Below are 23,078 nucleotides of genomic sequence, written 5' to 3' on the forward strand. Positions count from 1 at the left end.
TATTTTAAGTATTGTATAAAGCAGTGTTACATAACATTCTATATGCACGATGTTATTAAGAGTATCAATTTCTTAGCTATGTCATTTACTACTTAGATAGGGAAGTGCAGTGTTATTAGAATAAAACCACAAATTAATACCTTCATTTTACACTTCATTTTTATATCAATCTATTTACACTTTGTTACAAAACCAAACCCATAATCGCTCCATATTCCTTGTTGTACTTTTAATTAGTCTTTAAACTCATTGAGTTAATTTAAATATGGACTAAAAAATGAAACTCACAAAAATTGCACTTGCTGTTTTACTTGCATCAGGGTTGGCTGCATGTAATAGCTCAACTCAAACTGTTGATAAAAATATTGTTACAGAAACATCAATTCCTGGCGTTACACTTATTGAGTCAGTGAAATCTAATGCAGGTGAAATCAACATACCGTATAAAAAATATAAACTAGATAACGGTTTAACTGTAATTGTGCATGAGGATCATTCAGATCCCTTAGTACACGTTGATGTAACATACCACGTTGGTTCTGCTCGCGAAGAGTTGGGTAAGTCAGGCTTTGCTCACTTTTTTGAGCATATGATGTTTCAAGGTTCAGAGAATGTTGCTGATGAGGAACATTTTAAAATAATATCTGAAGCAGGCGGTACTTTAAATGGTACAACTAACTCAGATAGAACAAATTATTTTGAAACAGTACCTGTAAATCAATTAGAAAAAATGTTGTGGCTAGAAGCTGATCGAATGGGCTTTTTACTCGATGCTGTAACCCAAGAAAAATTTGAAGTACAACGCGAAACAGTAAAAAATGAGCGCGGCCAACGTGTTGATAATCGCCCTTATGGTCGTTTAGGTGAACGTGTTGCTCAAGCGATGTATCCAGATGGTCATCCATATTCATGGCCAGTAATTGGTTTTATGGACGATCTTAATCGCGTAAATGTAAATGATTTAAAAGCATTCTTTTTAAAGTGGTATGGTCCTAATAATGCAACGCTTACTATAGGTGGCGATATCAACGCTAATGAAATACTGCCATTAGTTACTAAATACTTTGCACCAATTCCAAAAGGCCCTGAAATCCCTACAGTAGAAAAAACAGCTGTAACACTAGATGCTGATAGATATATTTCAATGGAAGATAAGGTACATTTACCTTTATTAAGTATGAGTTTCCCAACTACTTACGCTCGCTCTGAAGATGAAGCACCTCTTGATATACTTGCTGAAATATTGGGTGGTGGTAATAATTCACTACTATACAAAAACTTAGTTAAAACTCAACTTGCTGTACAAGCAAGTGCAAATCATCCATGCCAAGAGTTAGCGTGTTCAATTAGTCTTTATGCTTTACCAAATCCTACAGCAGGGAAAACGTTAGCTGATATGGAAAAAATCATTCGTGATTCATTTGTTGAATTTGAAGAGCGTGGCGTTACACAAGATGATTTAGATAAAGTAAAAGCTAAAATAGAATCTGGTGCAATTTTTGGTCTGCAAAGCGTATCAGGAAAAGTCTCTCAACTAGCCGCGTCAGAAACGTTTACAGGTAACCCAAATTCAGCTAAAGATGAGATTGCACGTTATAACAAAGTTACAAAAGCTGATGTTATGCGTGTTTTTAATCAATATATCAAAGGTAAATCTGCCGTTATTATGAGTGTTGTTCCAGAAGGGCAAACTCAACTTATAGCTGCTCCAGACAACTTTACGCCTAAATCGCATGATTTTGGAGGTCCATCTACTACTTCAGCTGATGATTTAGTGGCACGAAGAGCTGTTGATACATTTGATCGAAGTGCTCATCCAGAGGCCGGCGCAAATCCTGCTGTTGATGTTCCTACTCTTTGGCAAACTAAGACCGAAAACGGTATTAAAATATTAGGTACTCAAAGTACAGAAACGCCAACTACCGCTATTTTCATTAAAGTTCCGGGTGGCCTGTACAGTGAGCAAGCTAGTAAAGTGGGTTTATCATCAATAACTGCATCGTTAATGAGCGAGTCAACGCAAAACTACACTACAGAGCAGATGAGTAACGCGCTTGAAAAACTAGGTAGCCAGGTAAGTATCTACTCAGATAAAACACATACAAATGTGTATGTTTCTAGCTTAACCAAAAATGTAGATGCAACGCTAAAGCTTGTCGAAGAAAAGTTATTTAAACCAGCATTTAATGCAGATGACTTTGAGCGTAATAAAAAGCAAATCATTCAAAATATTCAACATTCAATGAAGGATGCTGGGTATTTAGCATCTAATACATATAGTAAATTACTATATGGCAACAATATAGCTGCACTTCCAAGTACTGGAACGCTTAATAGTATAGAGGCTATTACACTTGCTGACGTTAAAGCTTTTTATAACGCAAACTTTAAACCGCAGGGCGCTCAAGTAATTATTGTTTCTGATTTAAAAGAGTCAACAATTGAACCAAAAGTTAAAGCTACACTTACAAATTGGAAAGGTAAATCGAGCTTAGTAGCGGTTGATTTCAGTGACCCTAAAGTAGAAACTAATGTAATTTATTTGGTTGATAAACCAGACGCTCCTCAATCAGAAATTCGTATAGGTAAACGCGATATGGTTGAAGATATTACAGGTGAGTTCTTTAAAGCTAACTTGATGAACTTTGCACTTGGTGGCACGTTTAACAGCCGTATCAATCTAAATTTACGAGAAGATAAAGGCTATACTTACGGTGCTCGCTCTCGTTTCTGGGGTGATAAAACATCAGGTGGCTTTACCGCTTCTGCAGCGGTGAGAGCCGACTCTACTGCAGCATCTATTACAGAGTTTACTAATGAACTTAATAACTATGCTCAAAACGGTGTCACTGACGAAGAGCTTATGTTTATGCGTAAGGCTATCAATCAAAAAGATGCGCTTAAATACGAAACGCCTAATGCAAAACTTGGCTTTTTAGCACAAATATTAGAGTTCGATTTAAAACCTAGCTTTGTAAAAGAAAGAAATGAGATTGTTAGCAATATCAGCAAAGAAGAAGTTAACGCCTTAGCTAAAAAACACTTAAATACTAAAGACATGATTTATTTAGTAGTGGGTGATGCTAAAACACTTCGTCCAGAGCTCGAAAAATTAGGTATGAAGGTTGTTGACTACAGTCTTTAATTTTTAAATAAATCATTGAAATTAAAAAGCAGCTTTTTTAGATGCTTTTTTTTTGCCTAATTGTAGAGTGTTGAATTTTTTGTGAAAAATAGATTACAAGGAGCAACTACAGCATCTTTCTTTAGATATAAAATATAATTTTGTAGTTTAAACCTTCAAAGGGCATCACATTCCTAGCTCTTTTATTCAGTACTTATAAAGATTCGATTTGGTAGCATAAATTTAAACATCCAACTTTATTAGGAGGATTTATGGCAAGTGGATGGGCACGAGACGGTGCAATTCAAGATCAAATTGATGCGAGTGTTAATGACGCCGTACAGTATGCAAGAAGCAATTTAATATCTGGCGCAAGTGCAGAGCTATGTGATGAGTGCGATGAGAAAATCCCACAAGCACGAAGGCTCGCGTTACCAGGAGTGCGCTACTGTGTTGTATGCCAAGCTGCAATAGAAGGTAATGATGCTAGCGCTAAATCGTTTAATAGACGTGGCAGTAAAGATAGTCAGTTGCGTTAAAAAGGTGCTGAAAAGCACCTTTTTATTTAATACCAACCTGCATAAATATTTGAACAATTTATAAAATTAAACCCCCCATAGTTATACCAACCAGCATAAATCTTTGATCAATTTAACGAATTAAATTGCAATATAACGTCGTTAAAAAATTTTTATTTAAAACAACTAGATACAAAAATTTTTGCCTAGTCCTAGCGTAATTTTCTTAACGTTAAATAGACCCCATATATAAGCAGATTGGCATTAAGCAAATTGTTATAACTTGAACTAGTTGTTAAGTAATTTAAAATTTACTCATGTCATCTTTTTTCTGAATAAGTTCTATTGAATAACCATCAGGGTCTTTTACAAAAGCAATTTCAGTAGTACCACCTTTTACAGGCCCAGGTTCACGGCTTACATTGCCACCGGCAGCTTTAATATCAGCACAGGCCTTGTAAATATCATCAAACTCAATGGCAATATGACCATATCCATTACCCAGGTCGTAGCTATCTTCGTCCCAGTTATAAGTTAACTCTAATACTGTATTATCTGCTTCCTCGCCATACCCAATAAAGGCAAGAGTGTATCTGTATTCACTGTTATCAGCTCTGCGTAATTCCTTCATACCTAATACTTCAGTATAAAAAGCAATTGATTTGTCTAAATCCGCTACACGCAGCATAGTATGTAATAAACGCATTATTCAGTTCCTTTAGTGACTTTTCAAAGTTCAGTATATTTTTAACTAAGCGCTATTATTAAGCGCATTTTGTGGTTTTTATATGTATTAGCCATATATGTAGGCGTTGCGTACAAATCACAACCTCAATACCATTTAGAGTTGGAAGCTGTTCACGTATGGTCTTTATAATTTTACCAATAACATCAATTGTAAATTACCAATTAATGAACCATTTTATTGAATTTTGCATATTTAAATAAAGAACACTCAATTATTGGTCAACCTATTAGTATAAAAAAAGTTACTGATTGTTCAACAAAAGTTAACCTATGTCTGATTGGGTTTGTTGTATCTAACTATTTGTTTTTAATTGATATTAAATTTATTTGTATGTAATTTGTAAAAATATGGGATTTACTTGGTTAACTTATTGGTTGACAAAAAAGGCGTATGGTAATACAGTTTTTGCATACCAATTGGTAAGTTGCTTGGTTTGAGTGAATACAATGTATTGGTAATTAATCAGAGTTACGTTTTGCACAGGTTAATTTATAAATAACTCAAGCTTAAAGTTACTCTACAAATTGAAACAAAGACACAGCGTATTTTAAAGTAGATTTTACTTGTTCTTATAAAAGTATGCGCCACATATTTAGGAGTTATTCATGTCAAAACCAGTCATCGGTTTCATCGGCTTAGGCTTAATGGGCGGCAACATGGCCGAAAATTTACAAAACAAAGGCTATGAGCTAATTGTTATGGACCTTAGCAAAGATGCGGTTGCAGCATGTGTCGCTAGAGGCGCAAAAACAGCAAGCACTGCTAAAGAGCTAGCTGAAGGTTCAGATATTGTTATGTTTTGTCTTACAACTTCTGCCGTTGTAGAAAAAATCATTTATGCAGAAGACGGTATCCTAGCGGGTATTAAAGAAGGTGCAGTACTAGTTGATTTTGGTACTTCTATTCCATCATCTACTAAAAAAATTGGTGCTGATTTAGCAGCTAAAGGCGCAGGCATGATTGATGCTCCTCTTGGTCGTACACCAGCACATGCTAAAGACGGCCTTTTAAACATCATGGCTGCAGGCGATATTGATACATTCAATAAAGTTAAACCAGTACTAGAAGATCAAGGTGAAAACGTTTTCCATCTTGGCGAGCTAGGTGCAGGTCATACAACTAAGCTTATCAACAACTTCATGGGCATGACTACAGTATGTGCTATGTCACAAGCATTTGCAGTTGCAGAGCTTGCTGGTGTTGACCGTCAACAACTTTTTGACATCATGTCGACTGGTCCATCTAATTCACCGTTTATGCAATTTTGTAAAAACTATGCAGTTGATAATGTTAGCGACCTTGGTTTCTCGATTGCTAATGCAAACAAAGATTTAGGCTACTTCCTACAAATGGTAGAAGACCTAGGTACTGAATCAAAAATCGCTGAAGGTTCATCAGCTAACCTACAAGCAGCGTTTGACGCTGGTATGGGTCAAGGTAACGTTCCTGAAATTTTTGATTACTTCAAAAAGCTAGAAAAGTAATACTTCTCGACCTTATTGAGCGCTTTAAGCTTTTGGCTTAAGGCGCTTTAACACACATGACACCAATTGACTAAAGTCTTTGTGCAATGTCAGCTTTTTTAAATTCTGATGAAGCACTACTTTCAGTCACAACGAAAAAGAGTTAACTATGCGTTTGATTAACACAATAAAGCTTAGTCTAGTTCTCATCGGTTGCATATCCACACAAATAGCGGCCAAAGATTATTTTGTAGAAAGTAAACAAGCTTTTAATGATATCGCAGCTAATCTAGTTGCTGGCGACAAAGTAGTACTTAAAAATGGTACTTGGTCTGACTTCGAAATCCTACTTGAAGGCCAAGGTACAAGAAACTCTCCTATTTTATTGACCGCTGAAACTAACGGTAAAGTAATTTTATCGGGTCAATCGAACCTAAGACTTGCAGGTAAATACCTTGAAGCCTCAGGTTTAGTATTTAAAGACGGCTACACACCGAGCTCAGCTGTAATAGAGTTTCGTAAAAATAAAAATGAATTAGCCTACAATTCACGAGTTACTCAAACAGTAATCGATAATTACAGTAATCCAGACAAACGAGAGTCTGATTATTGGGTTGCATTATATGGACAACATAACCGCTTTGATCATAGTCATTTAGTTGGCAAACGAAATAAAGGTGTGACAGTTGCTGTTCGTTTAAACACTCAAGCAAGTCAGGAAAACTATCACCGCATAGACAACAACTATTTTGGCTACCGTCCAACTTTTGGTTCAAACGGTGGTGAAACCCTACGTATTGGCACCAGCCATTACTCATTAACTGATTCACATACATTGGTAGAAAATAACTATTTTGAACGCACCAATGGTGAAGTCGAAATTGTTTCGGTTAAGTCAGGCAAAAACATTCTTCGTAATAACGTATTTTATGAAGCGCGCGGTACATTAACGCTGCGCCATGGTAACGGTAACCTTATAGAAGAAAATATTTTTATTGGTAATGGTGTTGACCACACAGGTGGTATTCGCGTTATCAATAAAGACCAAATTGTTAGAAATAACTACCTACAAGGTCTAACAGGCTATCGTTTTGGCAGTGGTTTTACTGTTATGAACGGCGTACCAAATTCATCTATAAATCGTTATCACCAAGTTGAAAATGCGACAATTGAAAACAACACATTTATAAATGTGCGTCATATTCAACTTGCCGCAGGTAGCGATGCTGAGCGTAGCGCTGCACCTAAAGATAGCGTAATGAAAAACAACTTAATCATAAATCAAGATGGTGAACAGCCATTTACAACATTTGATGATGTAAGCGGGCTGGTACTAAGTAACAACATTGCTGATACAAAAGTACTTTCTGAGCTAACGTACGGTGTAAAAAAAGAAAAAATCACGCTTAAAAAAGCAAGTAATGGTCTACTTTACCCAACATCTAAAAGTTTAAATGTAGGTGCAAAGCGCGATTTAAAAGTACTTAAAAAAGAAGATACCGGTGTTAGCTGGTATGCAAAAGTACCTGCTTTAGTTGATTTTGATTCTGGTAAGACACATTCTGTTAAAGCTGATGTAAGTGCATTACTAGACGCTATAGATAATGCAGAGTCGGGTGATGTTCTAGAACTAGCGCCTGGCCAGTATGATGTTTCTAAACTGGTTAAAATTGATAAAACGTTGACAATTAAAGCAAAGCAGAACACAAAGTCTAAACTTACTTTTCAACGCTCTACCTTGTTTGAAATACATGATGGCGGCAGCTTAAAACTAGATGGTTTATCTATTTCAGGTGAAAACGCGCCAGATGCAATAGGTAACAGCATTGTTCGTACGCAAAAATGGGGTATGGTTGATAATTACCGCTTTGTAATGACCAACTCAGAGTTAAATGCTTTAGATATTAATCATTCATTCCATTTCTTTATCACTGGAAAAGGTGCAATGGCTGACGAAATTATTGTTACAGGTAATACCTTTAATACAGTAACAGGTGACATTTTACGTCTAAATACTGAAATTGAAGACTTAGGTGTCTATAACGCGGAATACGTTATTGTAAATAATAATACATTTAATGATGTGCAAGGTGGTGTACTTAAGCTTTACCGTGGTGGTACTGATGAAAGTACATTTGGCCCTCATTTTGAAATGACAAATAACACGCTTAATAACGTTGGCCTTGGTAAGCGTAACAAAGAGCAAGCGAGCATTTATGTTCACGGTGTTCAGGTTACTAATATCAAAGATAATAAATTTGTTAAATCTGCTCCTATTGTTGTAGAGCACACAGTAGGCGAGCCTAAAACTGAAATCTCAGGTAATACATTTGATGTAACTAAAGCACCAAGTGTTAAAGAACTAAGAGTTAAAGGCCCACATACAGCAGTATTAAAAAATAACAACATTTTAAATAAGGCAGGGTAAATACTATGTACTTATTAAAATGCCAAACAGGTTTTAAAATAGCGGCTGTAGCAGCACTTACATTACTTACATCATTGGGTGCGCATGCAGCGCACCCAAACTTAGTAATTACTACTGATGACGTAAGTCATATGCGCCAAGCAATAGGCAGCGAAGGTAAATTTTCTACTGCGTTTGAGCTATTAAAAGCGCAAGTAGACGAACAAATAGCTCAACCAATTGCGGTACCTGTACCAAAAGATGGTGGTGGTGGTTATACACATGAGCGTCATAAGAAAAATTACCAACTTATGTACAACGCGGGCATCATTTATCAACTAAGCCAAGATGATAAATATGCAAATTACGTGCGTGATATGTTGCTTGAGTATGCAAAATTATACCCAACGCTTGGTCTGCATCCAAAACGTAAAATGGACTCGCAAAATCCAGGTAAGTTTTTTTGGCAAAGCCTAAATGAAGCAATGTGGCTTGTGTACACAATACAAGCTTATGATCTAATTCATGATTCGTTAAATGCCGATAACATTAAAAAAATTGAAAATGACTTACTACGTCCTGTTTCGTTGTTCACATCAGTAGGCCAACCCTCTACATTTAATAAAGTACATAACCATGGAACATGGGCAACAGCTGGTGTTGGCATGGCAGGGTATGTATTAGGTGAACCTGAGTGGGTAGAAAAATCATTATACGATTTAGAAAAGTCGGGTAAAGGTGGCTTTATTAAGCAGCTAGAGATGCTGTTTTCACCACAAGGTTACTATAACGAAGGCCCTTACTATCAACGCTTTGCACTATTACCCTTTGTAACGTTTGCTAAAGCGATTGAAAACAACGAACCACAACGAAAAATCTTTGAATATCGCGATGGCATATTATTAAAAGCGATTGATACGACGATTCAACTTAGCTACAACGGTTTGTTTTTTCCAATTAACGATGCAATAAAAAGTAAAGGTATCGATACTATTGAGTTAGTTAATGGTGTAACTGCAGCGTATGGATTAACTAACGATGCAGGTTATTTAGATATTGCTAAGCAACAAGACCAAATAATTCTCTCTGGTGATGGACTAAAAGTAGCTCAAGCACTTGATAACAACATGGCAAAACCTTATTCGTTTAAATCTGTTGCCTTCGGCGATGGTAATGACGGTAAACAAGGTGCTCTAGTTGTAATGAGAACGCAGGTAGGTGGCGATCAAGCTCTACTATTTAAACCTGCTGCACAAGGCTTAGGTCACGGTCATTTTGATAAACTAACATGGCAGTTTTACGACCACGGTAATGAAATTGTATCTGATTATGGCGCAGCACGTTTTTTAAATGTAGAAGCTAAATACGGCGGTCGTTATTTACCTGAAAACGAAACTTACGCTAAACACACTGTTGCGCACAATACGGTAGTGGTTGACGAAACAACGCATTTTAATGCAAATGTTGAAGTAGGAAATAGTAATTACCCTACACTTAACTTTTTCGAAACGAATGAATACGGCACGGTTTCAAGCGGCGAAATAAGCACAGCTTATAAAGGCGTTGATCTTGAGCGTACGCTTGCACTTATTAACTTACCTGAACTACAAAGTACAGTTGCACTTGATATATTTGATGTTGCAGCAAATAAAGCACATCAGCTTGATTTGCCTTTGCATTATAAAGGTCAGCTTATAGATACCAGCTTTGAGCTAAAAGCGAATGCAACACAACTGTCTGCATTAGGTACTAAAAATGGCTACCAGCATCTATGGCTTAAAGCTCAAGCGCAACCTCAAAGTGGTTTAGCTAAAGTAACGTGGTTAAACGAAAATGGTCGCTTTTATACGCAAACGAGTTTGGTGAAAGGTGATGAGTCTTTCTTGTTTACTCAAATAGGCGCAAACGACCCTGATTTTAACTTACGCAACGAAAACGGTTTTATTCGTCGTGTTGAGGGTCAAAAGCATCATAAATTTATATCTGTATTAGAGCCTCACGGTGAATACAATCCAAGTAAAGAATATACGTTAGAAGCTGTTAGTAGAGTTACAAAGCTTGAATATAGTCAGCAGGGCGATTTAACACTTGTTGAACTTGATATTAAAGGCAAGTCATATTTAGTGGCTATTAATAAAGCACCAACCTCAGCTAAAAATACATTCAATTATCAAAATAAAGAGTTCACTTTAAATGGCCGATTAGGCGTTTATATGATGAACAATAATCAGGAGTAAATAGGATGCAAAAGCAAAGCGCAAACTTTTCATTTGGCAACGAGACCGAAATTGAAGATTTAGGAAATGGTCTAAAACGTCAAATGCTAGGTTATAACGAAGAGCTAATGGCTGTTAAAATTTGGTTTGAGAAAGGGGCTATTGGTTATAACCATGCTCACAGACATTCTCAAGTAACGTATGTTGTTGAAGGTGAGTTCCACTTTAACATTGATGGCGTAACTAAAATCTTAAAACCGGGTGATAGCTGCTTAATCCCACCATTTGCTGATCATGGAGCTACCTGCCCAACAGGCGGAATCCTGATTGATACTTTTAGTCCAGCGCGTGAAGACTTTCTTGAGGATTAATTATGCAACTTAAAGGCTTACGTTGGTGGGTTATAGCGCTAATTGCGCTAGCTACCATTATTAACTATATCGACCGTCAAGCACTTAGTGTGCTTTGGCCGGACATTGTTGAAGATTTATTTCCTGATGAATCAGCGCTAGAACGCAAACAAATATACGCTAATATTTCAATTGTGTTTGTATTTGCTTATGCATTTGGTCAAGCCATATTTGGTAAAATATTTGACTGGGTAGGCACACGCTTCGGTTTTGTTTTATCGATAGGTGTTTGGTCTATTGCAACCGTTGCACATGCATTTGCACAAGGTGTGCTTAGCCTTAGTATTTTTCGCGCAATCTTAGGTGTAGCAGAAGCCGGTAACTGGCCGGGCGCAGCTAAAGGTAATGCTGAATGGTTTCCTACTAAAGAGCGTGCCTTAGCACAGGGTATTTTTAACTCTGGCGCTGCTATTGGCGGTATTATTGCTATTCCTTTAATTGCTTATTTAACTATCTACTTTAGCTGGCAAATGGTGTTTGTTTTTGTGGGCGTATTAGGTTTTCTTTGGTTAGTGCCTTGGTTAATTTTAGTTAAAGCGCCGCCTAGCTCTCATCCTTGGCTTACTGCCGAAGAACGTGAATATATCTTAACAGGTCAAAGACGTGTTGATGATAATGGCGATGTAACAGGTGAAGACGAAGAAGAATATAACCCTTCAACTGCTGAGTTACTTTCTCGTAAGCAAAGCTGGGGTGTAATTATTGCCTCTGCTGCGATTGACCCTATTTGGTGGTTATTTGTTTTTTGGATACCTATTTACCTAAACGAAGTATACGGCATGGATGTTAAGTCTATTGGTATATATGGTTGGGTACCTTATGTTGGCGCTATGTTTGGTGCTTGGTTTGGTGGCTTATTAGCTCAAAATCGACTCAAAGCCGGTTGGAATACAGATAAAACACGTAAGCTAACTATAACGCTGGGCTGTTTAATTATGTTACCTGCGTTACTTGCAATGGCAAATCCAGGCGGACCAACGACAGCGGTACTAATTATGGCTGTTATATTATTTGGTTTTCAAACTGCAATTGGTAATGTGCAAACACTACCAAGTGATTTGTTAGGCAAAAAAGCTGTAGGTACATTATCAGGTTTCTCTGGTATGGCGGCAAAACTTGGTGCTGTAGGCCTTACATCGCTTGTGCCTATTCTTACTGCTGACGGTAACTATACGCCAGCATTTGTTATTGGTGCTTCTTTAGCCATTATAGCAATGGCAGCTGTTTGGATTTTAATTCCAAAAATAGAACCTCTTAAAAAGCCTCAATAATCTAGATAATAACTGCTATGCCAACATGTTTTGTATAAGCGCATAGCAGTTAACTACATAGGGTAACTTCCAAGATGAAAAATATTTACTTTATCGGTGAATGCATGGTCGAGCTTAGAGCTATGAGCGCAGCCACACTACACCAATCATTTGCAGGCGATGTTTATAATTCTGCAGTGTATTTAAAACGTTGCTTCCCGCAGGTTACTACTTCGGTTGTTACGGCTTTAGGTCAAGATAATTTAAGTAAAAAAATGCTAGAACGCTTTGAAAGTGAACAAATAAATACACAACTCGTATTTGCTCACGATACCAAAGTACCCGGCATGTATTACATAGAAACCGATGAGCATGGTGAGCGTAGCTTTATTTATTGGCGTAATGATTCTGCAGCTAAAAAGGTTGTTGATTTTTTAGATGCTGATGCACTCGAGCAACTTAGCCAAGGTGATATGTTTTTCTTTTCAGGAATTTCATTAGCAATAATTGAAGAAAGTGCACGTGAGCATTTTTGGAAAGTTGTAAAGCAGCTCAAAGATGCTGGGGTTAAAATAGTTTTTGATCCTAACTACAGAGCGCGTTTGTGGAATAGTGTAGAGGAAACTAAAGAGCAATATCATTTAGCCTTTACGCTTGCAGATATTACCCTACCAGGCGTTGAAGATTTAACAACACTTTATGACGTTCATAGCGTAGAAGCGGTTGTTGAATATTTAAAACCTTACCAAATTGAAGAAATTGTTGTTAAAAATGGCCCTGAATCGGTAGTGACAAAAGAGGGCGATACGCTTCAAAGCCACACCATAATACCGGTAACAAATGTTGTAGATACAACATCAGCAGGCGATGCTTTTAACGGTGTTTACTTAGGTGCTCGTTTATCTGATAAACCAATTTCGAGTGCTGTACAACTTGCTGCAAAAGCCGCCGGTGCGGTTATACAACAGCCAGGCGCTATTGCTCCAAAAGATATATTTCAGCTAGCAATGGTTGAAGCTGGTATCTGATACCAATTTTATTAAAAACATGATCACCTTAGCGTATTAAATAACTCACTAACTACGTTAAAAATTATTTATATAGAACAACTATGTATCATAATTTTAGCCTTGTTATTGAGCTATTTTCTTGTCGCTATAATAGCTCATTAATTTAATGCAATTGGTATAACAAAATAATTAAACATTAAAGGCCGCCATACCTCGGCCGCATTACTTTTTATAAAGGAACAACGTTATGACTCGCTTTTCTGAACTTATGTCAGGACAAACACTGCTACCTATAATTCAAGCTGATACGCCAGAGCAAGGTGTTCAAATAGCGAAAGCTATGGCTAACGCTGGCCTTACTTTAGTTGAAGTAGTACTAAGAACAGAGGCTTCTTTAGAAGCATTAAAAGCTATTAAGGCACAAGTGCCAGAGCTAAAAGTCGGTGCGGGTACAGTCATAAATACTGACATTTTAGAGCAAGCACTTGAAGCGGGTTCTGACTTTATTGTAACGCCAGCAGTTTCTCCTGCATTACTTACAGCACTTGCTAAATGTAATGTGCCGGTACTTCCTGGTGTATCAAACACCGGTGATATTTTAATGGCACTTGAATATGGCTTTGAAGAGCAAAAATTATTCCCGGCTTCGCTTGCCGGAGGAGCACCTTTTGTATCAGCTGTGTCGTCAGTATTTAGAGCAGTCAGCTTTTGCCCTACAGGCGGCGTTAGCGAAAGTAACAAAATGGACTATCTTTCTTTAAATAATGTATTCGCCGTTGGCGGTACTTGGATAGCGAAAAAAGAGTGGGTTGAACAAGAAAATTGGCAAGCAATTACTGATTCTTGTATCCAGGCTTTAAAATAGAAAGGATTTCATAAATGAATTATTTAGCCCCAACAATACTGCCAGGCGTAATCGTTGGCGATGAAGTAAGTGCTGTGTATGAACATGCGCGTACTAATCAATATGCGTTGCCAGCGGTAAATGTTGTTAGTACAACATCTATAAATGCGACGCTAGAAGCTGCTAAAAAGAAAAACTCGCCCGTTATTATTCAGCTTTCTAATGGTGGAGCTCAATTTTTTTGTGGTAAAAGCTTATCTTTACCAGAGCAACAATCAGCAGTGCTTGGGGCGGTAAGTGCTGCAAGATATGTACATTCAGTGGCAGCACATTATGAAGTAGCAGTGATGCTTCATACTGATCACGCAGCTAAAAAGCTACTACCTTGGATTGATGGTTTGCTTGATGAAGGTGAAAGACACTTTGAACTGACTGGCAAACCACTGTTTAGCTCGCATATGATTGATTTGTCAGAAGAGCCTTTAGAAGAAAATATCGAAATTTGTGAACGTTACTTAACGCGTATGGCAAAAATAGGTATGACGCTTGAAATTGAGCTTGGCTGCACGGGCGGCGAAGAAGACGGTGTTGATAACTCACACCTAGACAGCTCTTCTTTATACACTCAGCCTGAAGATGTTGCATTTGCTTACGAACGTTTAAGTCGTATTAGCCCTAACTTTATAATTGCAGCGTCTTTTGGCAATGTTCACGGTGTATATAAGCCAGGAAACGTTGTTCTTACACCAACTATTTTAAAAGATTCACAAGCTTACGTATCAGAAAAATTCAATCTACCAAGCAACTCAATTAACTTTGTATTTCATGGTGGTAGTGGTTCTGAGTACGATAAAATTGCAGAGTCTTTAACCTATGGTGTAGTTAAAATGAATATTGATACCGATACGCAATGGGCGTGTTGGACAGGTATTTTAGACTACTACAAAGATAACCAAGCATACCTACAAGAGCAAATTGGTAACCCTGATGGGGATGATAAGCCAAACAAAAAATACTATGACCCTCGCGTATGGTTGCGTCATTCAGAGCAAAGTATGGTTGCAAGACTAGAGCAATGCTTTGACGATCTAAATTGTGTAAATAGGTATAGCGCATGAAAAGACTAAATACAGTATTAAAAGAAGACGGTGTAGATACCGATCTTATTTTACTTATTCGCACAATTTTAGCGACCAGTAAAGAAATTGCTTTTCGAGTAAGCCAAGGTGAATTAGCCGGTGTTTTAGGTTCAACATTGAATGAAAACATCCAAGGTGAAGTTCAAAAAAAGCTAGATGTAATTGCAAACCAACTACTTAAAGACATACTACTTGACGACAGCAGCGTTCGATCAGTTGCATCAGAGGAAGAAGATCATGCGGTAGGTGGCCATCCTGAAGGTAAGTTTATTGTTGCTTTTGACCCACTAGATGGCTCTTCTAATATTGATGTTAATGGGCAAATAGGCACTATATTTACTATTTACTTAGCCCGTGATGATGTTTCCTTCGACAGCGACGAGCAATTTAGTCAGCCTGGTGTAAATCAAGTATGTGCAGGCTATGTGTTATACGGCCCTTCATCATTACTTGTAATGAGTACTGGCGGTCCAACGCGTTGTTATACATTAGACTCAACGCATGGCGGTTATCTACTGACAAATAAGCAGTTAAGTGTGCCAGAGCAGAGTCGTGAATTTGCCGTTAATATGGCTAACTACCGTTATTGGGACGAACCGACACAAGTGTATTTTGATAAATTGCTTTACACCTGTGAAAGCTTTGAAAAAAGCTCAATGCGTTGGAATGCAGCGATGGTAGGCGACGTTCATCGTATATTATGCCGAGGCGGGTTATTTTTGTATCCGCAAGATAAACGCAGTGGTAACAATAACGGAAAAATAAGACTGCTTTATGAAGCAAACCCGTTAGCGCTTTTAGTTGAAAACGCAGGTGGTAAAGCAACCTCTAGAGGAACGCGTATTTTAGATATTGCGCCAACTAGCTTGCATCAACGTGTGCCTGTTGCTTTGGGCTCAAATGAGCCTGTAGAGTTTTATAATAACGCTATTTTATAAACCAGTACTTAATAAAAAGGGGCAAGAAAATAGCCCCTTTTTACCCTTATTTTTCATTCTCTCTGTAAATAATCCTTTTTATACAAACTCACTTCATTTCTTAATTTTCTTATAGTCTTCAAATAAGAATACTTCATATATATTAAATAAATCTGATTTACTTAACCCCATGTAAAACCAATTTTTTACTCTAAGGTTATGTATTTTCGCAGTAATTGTGCATGATTGAATTCAATTTTTGACCTGCGATAACAGTGCAGGGTTAACTTTATGTTTATTTGTTGTTATTTAATTGGGTGGATATAGTGGAAAAAGTTATTTTATTATGGTTATATTACCAAGTTGGTTAACAATTTATTTGCAATTTAAATGAATTTGGTAATAAACGCATGATTTATTTGGTAACACACACAATAGATAACCAAATATTAAAACCATAAATTTGGAGAATAGAGCCACCATGAAATTAAAACATTTTGCGCTATGCGCTATTGCAGCTGCAATAGTTGGTTGTGACACAAACTCAAACAACAATGACAACAACTTGGGCTCTATTGCTCTTAGTGGAACTGTTACAAGCGGACAAACATTAACAGCTGAAGTTAGTGACCCTGATGGTATCTCAGGTGACGTGACTTACTATTGGTATGCAGATGGTGAGGCAATTACAGGTGCAAATAGCGCTTCGTTTATACTGACTGACGATCAGATAGGGTTACCAATTACAGTTCAAGGGCTTTATACCGATGATGGCGGTATCAATGAATCGCATATTACAGATCCAACCGCAGATGTTGCCGCAATCGCATTCCCTGCAAGTTTAACTATTACGGGCGACGCTCTAGTTGGTTCGCAACTAACAGCCAATGTAGCTGACGAAAATGGCTTTGATGGCGATACAGTAACTTATAAATGGTTTGCTGATGACATAGAGATTGCAGATGAAGCACTTTCAACGCTTACGTTAACAGACGCACAGTTTGGTACAGTTATAACAGTTAGTGCATCTTTTGAAGATAGCCGTGGGTTTAACGAGTCTGTGACTTCAACGGGTACAGAGGTTGTAGCACGAACAAACTCAGAAGGCGAAGTTACAATTAGTGGCACGCCAACCGTTGGTAATATATTAACCGCAGAAGTTGCTGATACCGACGGGGCAACAGGAGATATTACTTACCAATGGCTTGCTGATGCACAAGAGATAGATGGCGCAACACAAAGCACCTTTACAGTTGATGCATCACTTTTAGGTCAAAAGATAAGTGTTCAAGTTGCTTACACAGATGATAATGGATTTATCGAGGATAATACATCAGAGGAAACAATTGCTGTTTCTGCTGTTGCGGTTGACGAAGCCGGTAGCGTCGCCATTATGGGCGTAGCGCCTTATTTGACAAGTGGCGAGTTAACCGCTGAGATAACTGATAACAACGGTGTTGAAGAGGCAAACGTTACTTATACTTGGTCTGCTGATGGCGTTGAAGTAGCCGACAGTAATAGTAAAACATTTACACCTTCTGCTTACGCTGGCTCAATAATGTCGGTAAAAGCTACGTATACAGATAACGATGGTTTTGCGAGTGAGGTTACAAACTCACTTGATACATTAGTTTACACACAATTAGTTAGTAACCCTGAAGCACTCCTTGGTGCTTTAAGCGGCGGTTTAGCTGATGGTGATGTTATTGGCTTAAACACCGGTGTTTATGCTGATATGGACGCAATTTTATTAACCAGTGCAGTAACGCTTCGCGCTGTAGAAGGTCAAACTCCTGTACTTAGCGGTGAAGTATGTGTGCATGTAGCTGCTGGAGTAGATGGCGCTGGATTAACAGGGCTTACCTTTAAGAATATAGATACTAAAGCGGGTGCATTTTGTGAAGCCGAAGAAGGTGCTGTTATTTACTCAGAAGGCGATAACTTTACTTTTTCGCAAAACACGATGGATGGAGAAGAAGCTACACTCAATAACTCTGAATACCATTGGCTGATGATAAAAGGTCAAAGCGCGTTGGTTGAGCGAAATACATTCTCTAATCGAAATGTAGCAGAAAAAGGGTCTGTGATAAAAATATCATCATCAAGCTCTGATCACGTTATTCAATATAATTTATTTAGCGACAGTGATAATCCAAACTTTGGTCAATCAAGTTTATATTTAATCAATGCAGGTAGCACAACGGGTAGCGGTGCAGCTGATAACGCAAACTTTACTATTCAGTATAACCGCGTAGAAAACTTTGTAACAGGTCGTCGTTTAATGCGTGTACAAACTTCTGGTGCAACCATCAAAGGCAATACAATCGTGAATCCTAATGGTGGTATTTCACTAGAAGATGGTGGATTTAATAGTGTTACAGACAACATTATTATTCGAACTACCGATATTGCAAGCTCAAGCGATAGACCTGCAGGCGTGATGATTACACCACTTGGTCACACCGTGAGTAACAACTACATTGCAGGTATTCGTTCTGGTAATAAAGAAGCGGGCGGTATTGTATTTACGGCAAATCCATTTTCGCAAGCTGACGATGGGGTTCCTAAAGCGGGTAATCAGGCTGTGCTTGATGCGGCTGGCGACTTTACACTAAATGTAACAAATAATACGATTTTGAACTCACAACAGCCAATTGTATTTAGCACAGAAGTACATGACAACTCAGGTGTTGGTGATTGTGATGAGCTAACGGTCGTCAATAATCCAACCCTATACGGCCTAACCAAAAATGCGTTTGTTATCAACTTTAATGGAAATTTAATTGCAAACGGTTTAGGCGATCAAACAGACGAAGATACAATAAACAGCAGTGCTACAACTCAAGGCTTATTTTACCCAAATACACTTGAAAGTGACCATGCTTTTGAATATGACTGTGACTTAATTAATCATGATAGTTCGGTGCTAAGTAACAACTTTGGTTATATGGATAGTCGAGTATCAGGCGATGCAAGCGGTGACTGGGTTGAAATTAGAAAACTAAATGGTAATGGCGCATTCGATACTGATGGTGCAATTGACCAAGACCCAGCAACTAATGGCAAAGAAGTACTTGAGTACGTTACAGCAACAAGTACGTTATTAGAAACTGACCCTGCAGGCCTTCAGGCAGAGGCAGGTGCTAAAGGTCTTCATTATATTCAATCATCTGAAGTCGGTGTTGGATCTATATGGGAAATACAAAACGATTAAATAACCAACTAATCAGTTAACTTTTAAAAGCCCCAAATTTGGGGCTTTTTTATTATTCACTAATAATCACCACACTTTTCTCAACCTACATTACCCATTTATAAACTAGTTTAGAGCGGTTTATATTCTAGTAAAAAACCTGCCTGACCTACTGGTAATGCCGCTAAGTTAAAATTGGTATACCTTATGGTAATATTAAAACGTCAAATTGGTTGATCATCGTGCTGCGTTTAAGTATATTAACGTCAAAGGTCACATAAAATATACATAAGCATAACAAGCTAACACACTAAAATCACACAACAACAACCAGCGGAGAATTCAAATGTCGTTGAAGTCACGAGATAACAATAATTCTACAACAGGGCAGTTTGCAATGCGCCCAGTTGCAAAATGGGTAAGAACAGCGGTCATCGCAGGTATGGCAAGTTCTTGCGTATTTACAGCAAGCGCACAGGAAGATCAGGGAAAAGCGACAGAAGTTGAAGAAGACGTTGAAATAATTAGTGTTACAGGTACACGTAGAACGATTCAAGACCAAATAGCAATTAAACGTGAAGCAACAACGGTAGTTGATGGCCTGTCATCTGAAGATATTGGTGATTTACCAGCACTGTCAATCGGTGAAGCACTAGAATCAATTACAGGTGCTGCATCTCACCGTGAAAACGGTGGTGCAACAGAAATCACTATTCGTGGTCTTGGTCCATTTTTAAGTGCAACGCATATCAATGGTCGTGAAGCGACTAATGGTAGTGGTGACCGCTCAGTTAACTTTTCGCAGTTTCCGTCTGAACTTGTAAAAAAAGTAGCAATTTATAAAACGCAAGATGCGTCAATGATTGAAGGTGGTGTTGCAGGTGTTATTGCACTTGAAACTATAACTCCACTTGATTTTGGCAAGCAACGTGTATCAGCTGAAGTTAAATTAAACTACAACCCTGATGAAGGTAATGTAGATAACTCACTGCAAAGTGACGCGGGTTACCGTGGCACGTTTAGTTATGTAGACCAGTTTGAATTTGATAACGGCCAAGCCGTTGGTGTGTCTTTTGGTGTACAGCGCCAAGATATCAGCCAACCAGAAGCTGAATACAGAAGCTCTAGCCCATCAGGTTCTTCATTATGGGCGTGTTTAAACGATCCTAATAATACCAATGAAGGTTTTTATCGTAGCAGCGCAGGCGACTGTGAAGACCAAGTTAGTGGCAGTAGCAACCAAGGTTACGATACAGAAATTGATCCTGAAACAGGTAAAGCAGTAAGTGATGGTACTCCTTACGCTTGGACTGGCAGTAGCCGTAGTTACCGCCAAAACGAGACATCAGATGAACGTGATGCAATGTTTTTTGCACTGCAATACCAACCGTCAGCTGATTGGGATGTTAACTTTGATGCACAGATTTCAGATAGAACACAACAAGAAGCACGCCACGATTTAATCTTTTTACAAAAACGTGCAACACCAGGCGTAACAGGTCCAACACTTGTTACTAATGATGTAGGCGGTATTTTGCACTGGGAAGGTGAAGAGCGCATTGAATCAGCGGGTGAGCAATTTTCTCGTGAAGAAAACTACCAAGGTTACGGCATAAATATAGAACATACAGTTACCGATAGATTAACTGTTGACTTAGATTTAGCGTATTCAAAAACTGAACGTGAAGAACTTCAAATATCTAACCGTGGTAGAACATCAGGTCGTAATTTCTTTTCTTGGGATATGGGCGATGAGATCCCTCATTTCACACTGACAGACTTTGACGTAACAGATATTTCAAACTTTACAGATAGCCTAAGAACACGACTTGACCGTGAAAATGTTCGTGAAAATGAAGTTATCTCAGCGCGACTAGATTTTGACTATACCTTAGATGGCAATGTTTTCACCAGTATTCAAGGTGGTATTAGAACATCTGAAATGACCTTCCTACAGTATGGTGGTAGCCAAGGTAACGGTTCAAGAAATGAATTTACACTAGACTCTGGTACTGAAGCGCTTGACGTATTACAAGGTTGTCAAATCGATTTCCCTGAATCAGGCTTTTTATCAAGTGTATCTGATGGCGATATCGTAACAAATGTTGATAGTGACGGTAACGTTGTAGATAGCGGTACAGGTTCATCATGGGCTACATACGACAACGTATGTTTCTCACAAGCTGTAGCGGGTTCTAACGCTGATGGTGTGTTTGCTTACCCAGAAGTTGAATATGAAAATGCAGGTACAATTGATGTAACAGAAAAAACAACATCAGTGTACTTAATGGCGAATTACGATACTGAAATGTTTGGTAAATTCATTCGCGGTAACTTTGGTCTTCGTATTGTAGACACAGAAGTAACTTCGATTGGCTTTAGAAATAGCTTTGACGTAGTAACAAGCGACACTGGTGTACTTTCTCTGGTTGAATCTGATAATGGTTCATTGGATAAAATAAAAAGCGGTGGTGATTACACGAAGTATTTACCAAGTTTTAACCTAGTTATTGACTACAGTGAAGATATTTTATTCCGTGCAGGTATATACCGTGGTATGTCACGCGCAGATCCATCTGATTTAGGTTACAGCCGTACATTCCAAGAAGATACAGAAGGTACAGCAACATCAATTAGCGATTTATTAGTGGGTGTAAATGGCTCTGGTAACCCAGACACTCAACCGCTTATGTCGTGGAACTACGATGCTGCGTTTGAATGGTACCCTAACGAAGATTCAATCTTAGCGTTAAGCTTATACTACAAACAGTTCAACGGTGGTTTTCAACAACAAACAGTAATTGAAGATTTTACTGTTGCCGGTGAAACTGTTTCATTACCAATTACTAACTCTGTTACATCAGATGAAGACAGTGAAATATTAGGTCTTGAAGCTTCATTTTCTTACCGCTGGGATAATGGCATCGGTATGAAATTTGGTTACAACTATGCAGACACTGATTTTGAGTTCCAAGATAGCTTATACGGCGATACGTTTGAGACTGACGTAGATGGTAATACTACACAGTTAACTGACGGTATTATTGAGTCGGCTTCAGTACCTGGTTTCTCAAAGCATGTATTTAGCAGCCAGCTGTACTACCAAATTGGTGGATTTGATACTGCTGTTATTTACAAATATCGTAGTGAGTATTTCCAACCATATACTACAAATGGTACTCGACTTCGTTATGTTGATGGCGTAGGTGTATGGGAAATGCGCGCATCATACAAAATTGATGAGCACTTTAGAGTTAAAGCAGAAGCAATTAACTTGTTCAGTGCACCTAAATCACAAGACTTCTTTGTTGAAGGTAACTTAGGTGAAGTGAATGACTACGGCCCACGTTTATTCTTAGGTTTAAGTTACAAGCTGTAATAATAGTTAAACATTAAATCACATTAAAAAGGCGGTTTTACCGCCTTTTTTGATCCTCAAATTCTTCAATTTTATATTTTCGATAACACTAACAAACAGTACTTAAAAAAACTCACTCCTAAATTACGCTACTTAACTAAAAAACAATTAAATTGGTTAACCAATAATGCTGCTTATTAAGCACGCCCAACATCATCGGTTTCTCCTGCCTAAATTATTTCATTTTTAAAACGATAACTATTCTAACCTTTGTTATTGACAGGCCTATTTCTAATAGAATTTAAAAATCATAAATAACATCAACTTAAAATGTAAGTTTTGCTTTTAACTTGAAATTCAGTTAGGTTTTTCTATTTTGGTAATAACATATTGCATAATATTTGATCTAAATTCATTACCAAAAGGTTGACCTTTGTAGATGCGGGTGTAAATATAAAGTTAAGGGTTTGTAATAATTAAG

Annotated in this window: 14 protein-coding genes; 13 read left to right on the forward strand and 1 reads right to left on the reverse strand. The window is 37.9% G+C overall.

Annotated features, from left to right (window positions below):
* Nucleotides 1–277 precede the first annotated feature (277 nt).
* Both P20429_RS04995 and P20429_RS04990 read left to right on the forward strand, forming a co-directional pair.
* Nucleotides 278–3,145 (forward strand): pitrilysin family protein, encoded by a 2,868-nt coding sequence (locus P20429_RS04995; RefSeq protein WP_007585314.1) that lies wholly within the window; start codon nt 278–280, stop codon nt 3,143–3,145.
* Between the two features lie 251 nt (nt 3,146–3,396).
* A complete protein-coding gene (locus tag P20429_RS04990; RefSeq protein ID WP_007585315.1) occupies nt 3,397–3,663 on the forward strand; it encodes a DksA/TraR family C4-type zinc finger protein in 267 nt (88 codons plus the stop codon).
* A gap of 283 nt (nt 3,664–3,946) precedes the next feature.
* On the opposite strand, the gene gloA is transcribed toward P20429_RS04990, so the two are convergent.
* Nucleotides 3,947–4,348, reverse strand: coding sequence for a lactoylglutathione lyase (gene gloA, locus P20429_RS04985; RefSeq protein WP_007585316.1), 402 nt, complete (start codon nt 4,346–4,348; stop codon nt 3,947–3,949).
* Nucleotides 4,349–4,995: 647 nt separating this feature from the next.
* Here gloA and P20429_RS04980 point away from each other — a divergent pair.
* The 11 genes from P20429_RS04980 to P20429_RS04930 all read left to right on the forward strand — a co-directional run bounded on the left by P20429_RS04980 (nt 4,996) and on the right by P20429_RS04930 (nt 22,618).
* Nucleotides 4,996–5,874, forward strand: coding sequence for an NAD(P)-dependent oxidoreductase (locus tag P20429_RS04980; protein WP_007585320.1), 879 nt, complete (start codon nt 4,996–4,998; stop codon nt 5,872–5,874).
* 148 nt (nt 5,875–6,022) lie between these two features.
* Nucleotides 6,023–8,281 carry a polysaccharide lyase 6 family protein gene (locus P20429_RS04975; RefSeq protein WP_007585322.1) on the forward strand — a complete coding sequence of 753 codons (2,259 nt, stop codon included), beginning with the start codon at nt 6,023–6,025 and terminating at the stop codon, nt 8,279–8,281.
* A 5-nt stretch (nt 8,282–8,286) separates the two neighbouring features.
* Nucleotides 8,287–10,497 (forward strand): heparinase II/III family protein, encoded by a 2,211-nt coding sequence (locus tag P20429_RS04970; RefSeq protein WP_007585325.1) that lies wholly within the window; start codon nt 8,287–8,289, stop codon nt 10,495–10,497.
* A gap of 5 nt (nt 10,498–10,502) precedes the next feature.
* Entirely contained in the window at nt 10,503–10,847 is a 345-nt protein-coding gene (locus P20429_RS04965) for a cupin domain-containing protein (RefSeq protein WP_002962963.1), read from the forward strand.
* 2 nt (nt 10,848–10,849) lie between these two features.
* Nucleotides 10,850–12,157: an MFS transporter gene (locus P20429_RS04960; RefSeq protein WP_007585328.1), complete on the forward strand. Its 1,308-nt coding sequence runs from the start codon at nt 10,850–10,852 to the stop codon at nt 12,155–12,157.
* Between the two features lie 74 nt (nt 12,158–12,231).
* Nucleotides 12,232–13,164 carry a sugar kinase gene (locus P20429_RS04955; RefSeq protein ID WP_007585330.1) on the forward strand — a complete coding sequence of 311 codons (933 nt, stop codon included), beginning with the start codon at nt 12,232–12,234 and terminating at the stop codon, nt 13,162–13,164.
* 229 nt (nt 13,165–13,393) lie between these two features.
* Nucleotides 13,394–14,011 (forward strand): bifunctional 4-hydroxy-2-oxoglutarate aldolase/2-dehydro-3-deoxy-phosphogluconate aldolase, encoded by a 618-nt coding sequence (gene eda / locus P20429_RS04950; RefSeq protein WP_007585331.1) that lies wholly within the window; start codon nt 13,394–13,396, stop codon nt 14,009–14,011.
* A gap of 14 nt (nt 14,012–14,025) precedes the next feature.
* Complete coding sequence (gene fbaA / locus P20429_RS04945) at nt 14,026–15,108, forward strand: class II fructose-bisphosphate aldolase (RefSeq protein WP_007585332.1); 1,083 nt, start codon at nt 14,026–14,028, stop codon at nt 15,106–15,108.
* Nucleotides 15,105–16,067, forward strand: coding sequence for a class 1 fructose-bisphosphatase (locus P20429_RS04940; RefSeq protein ID WP_007585333.1), 963 nt, complete (start codon nt 15,105–15,107; stop codon nt 16,065–16,067). The genes fbaA and P20429_RS04940 overlap by 4 nt, the downstream gene beginning before the upstream one ends.
* 460 nt (nt 16,068–16,527) lie before the next feature.
* Nucleotides 16,528–19,260, forward strand: coding sequence for a hypothetical protein (locus P20429_RS04935; protein ID WP_007585334.1), 2,733 nt, complete (start codon nt 16,528–16,530; stop codon nt 19,258–19,260).
* 325 nt (nt 19,261–19,585) lie between these two features.
* Nucleotides 19,586–22,618, forward strand: coding sequence for a TonB-dependent receptor (locus P20429_RS04930; protein WP_007585340.1), 3,033 nt, complete (start codon nt 19,586–19,588; stop codon nt 22,616–22,618).
* Nucleotides 22,619–23,078 lie beyond the last annotated feature (460 nt).

Origin of the sequence: Pseudoalteromonas sp. BSi20429, from assembly GCF_000238895.1 — a bacterium.
In the GTDB taxonomy this organism is placed as follows: domain Bacteria; phylum Pseudomonadota; class Gammaproteobacteria; order Enterobacterales; family Alteromonadaceae; genus Pseudoalteromonas; species Pseudoalteromonas arctica.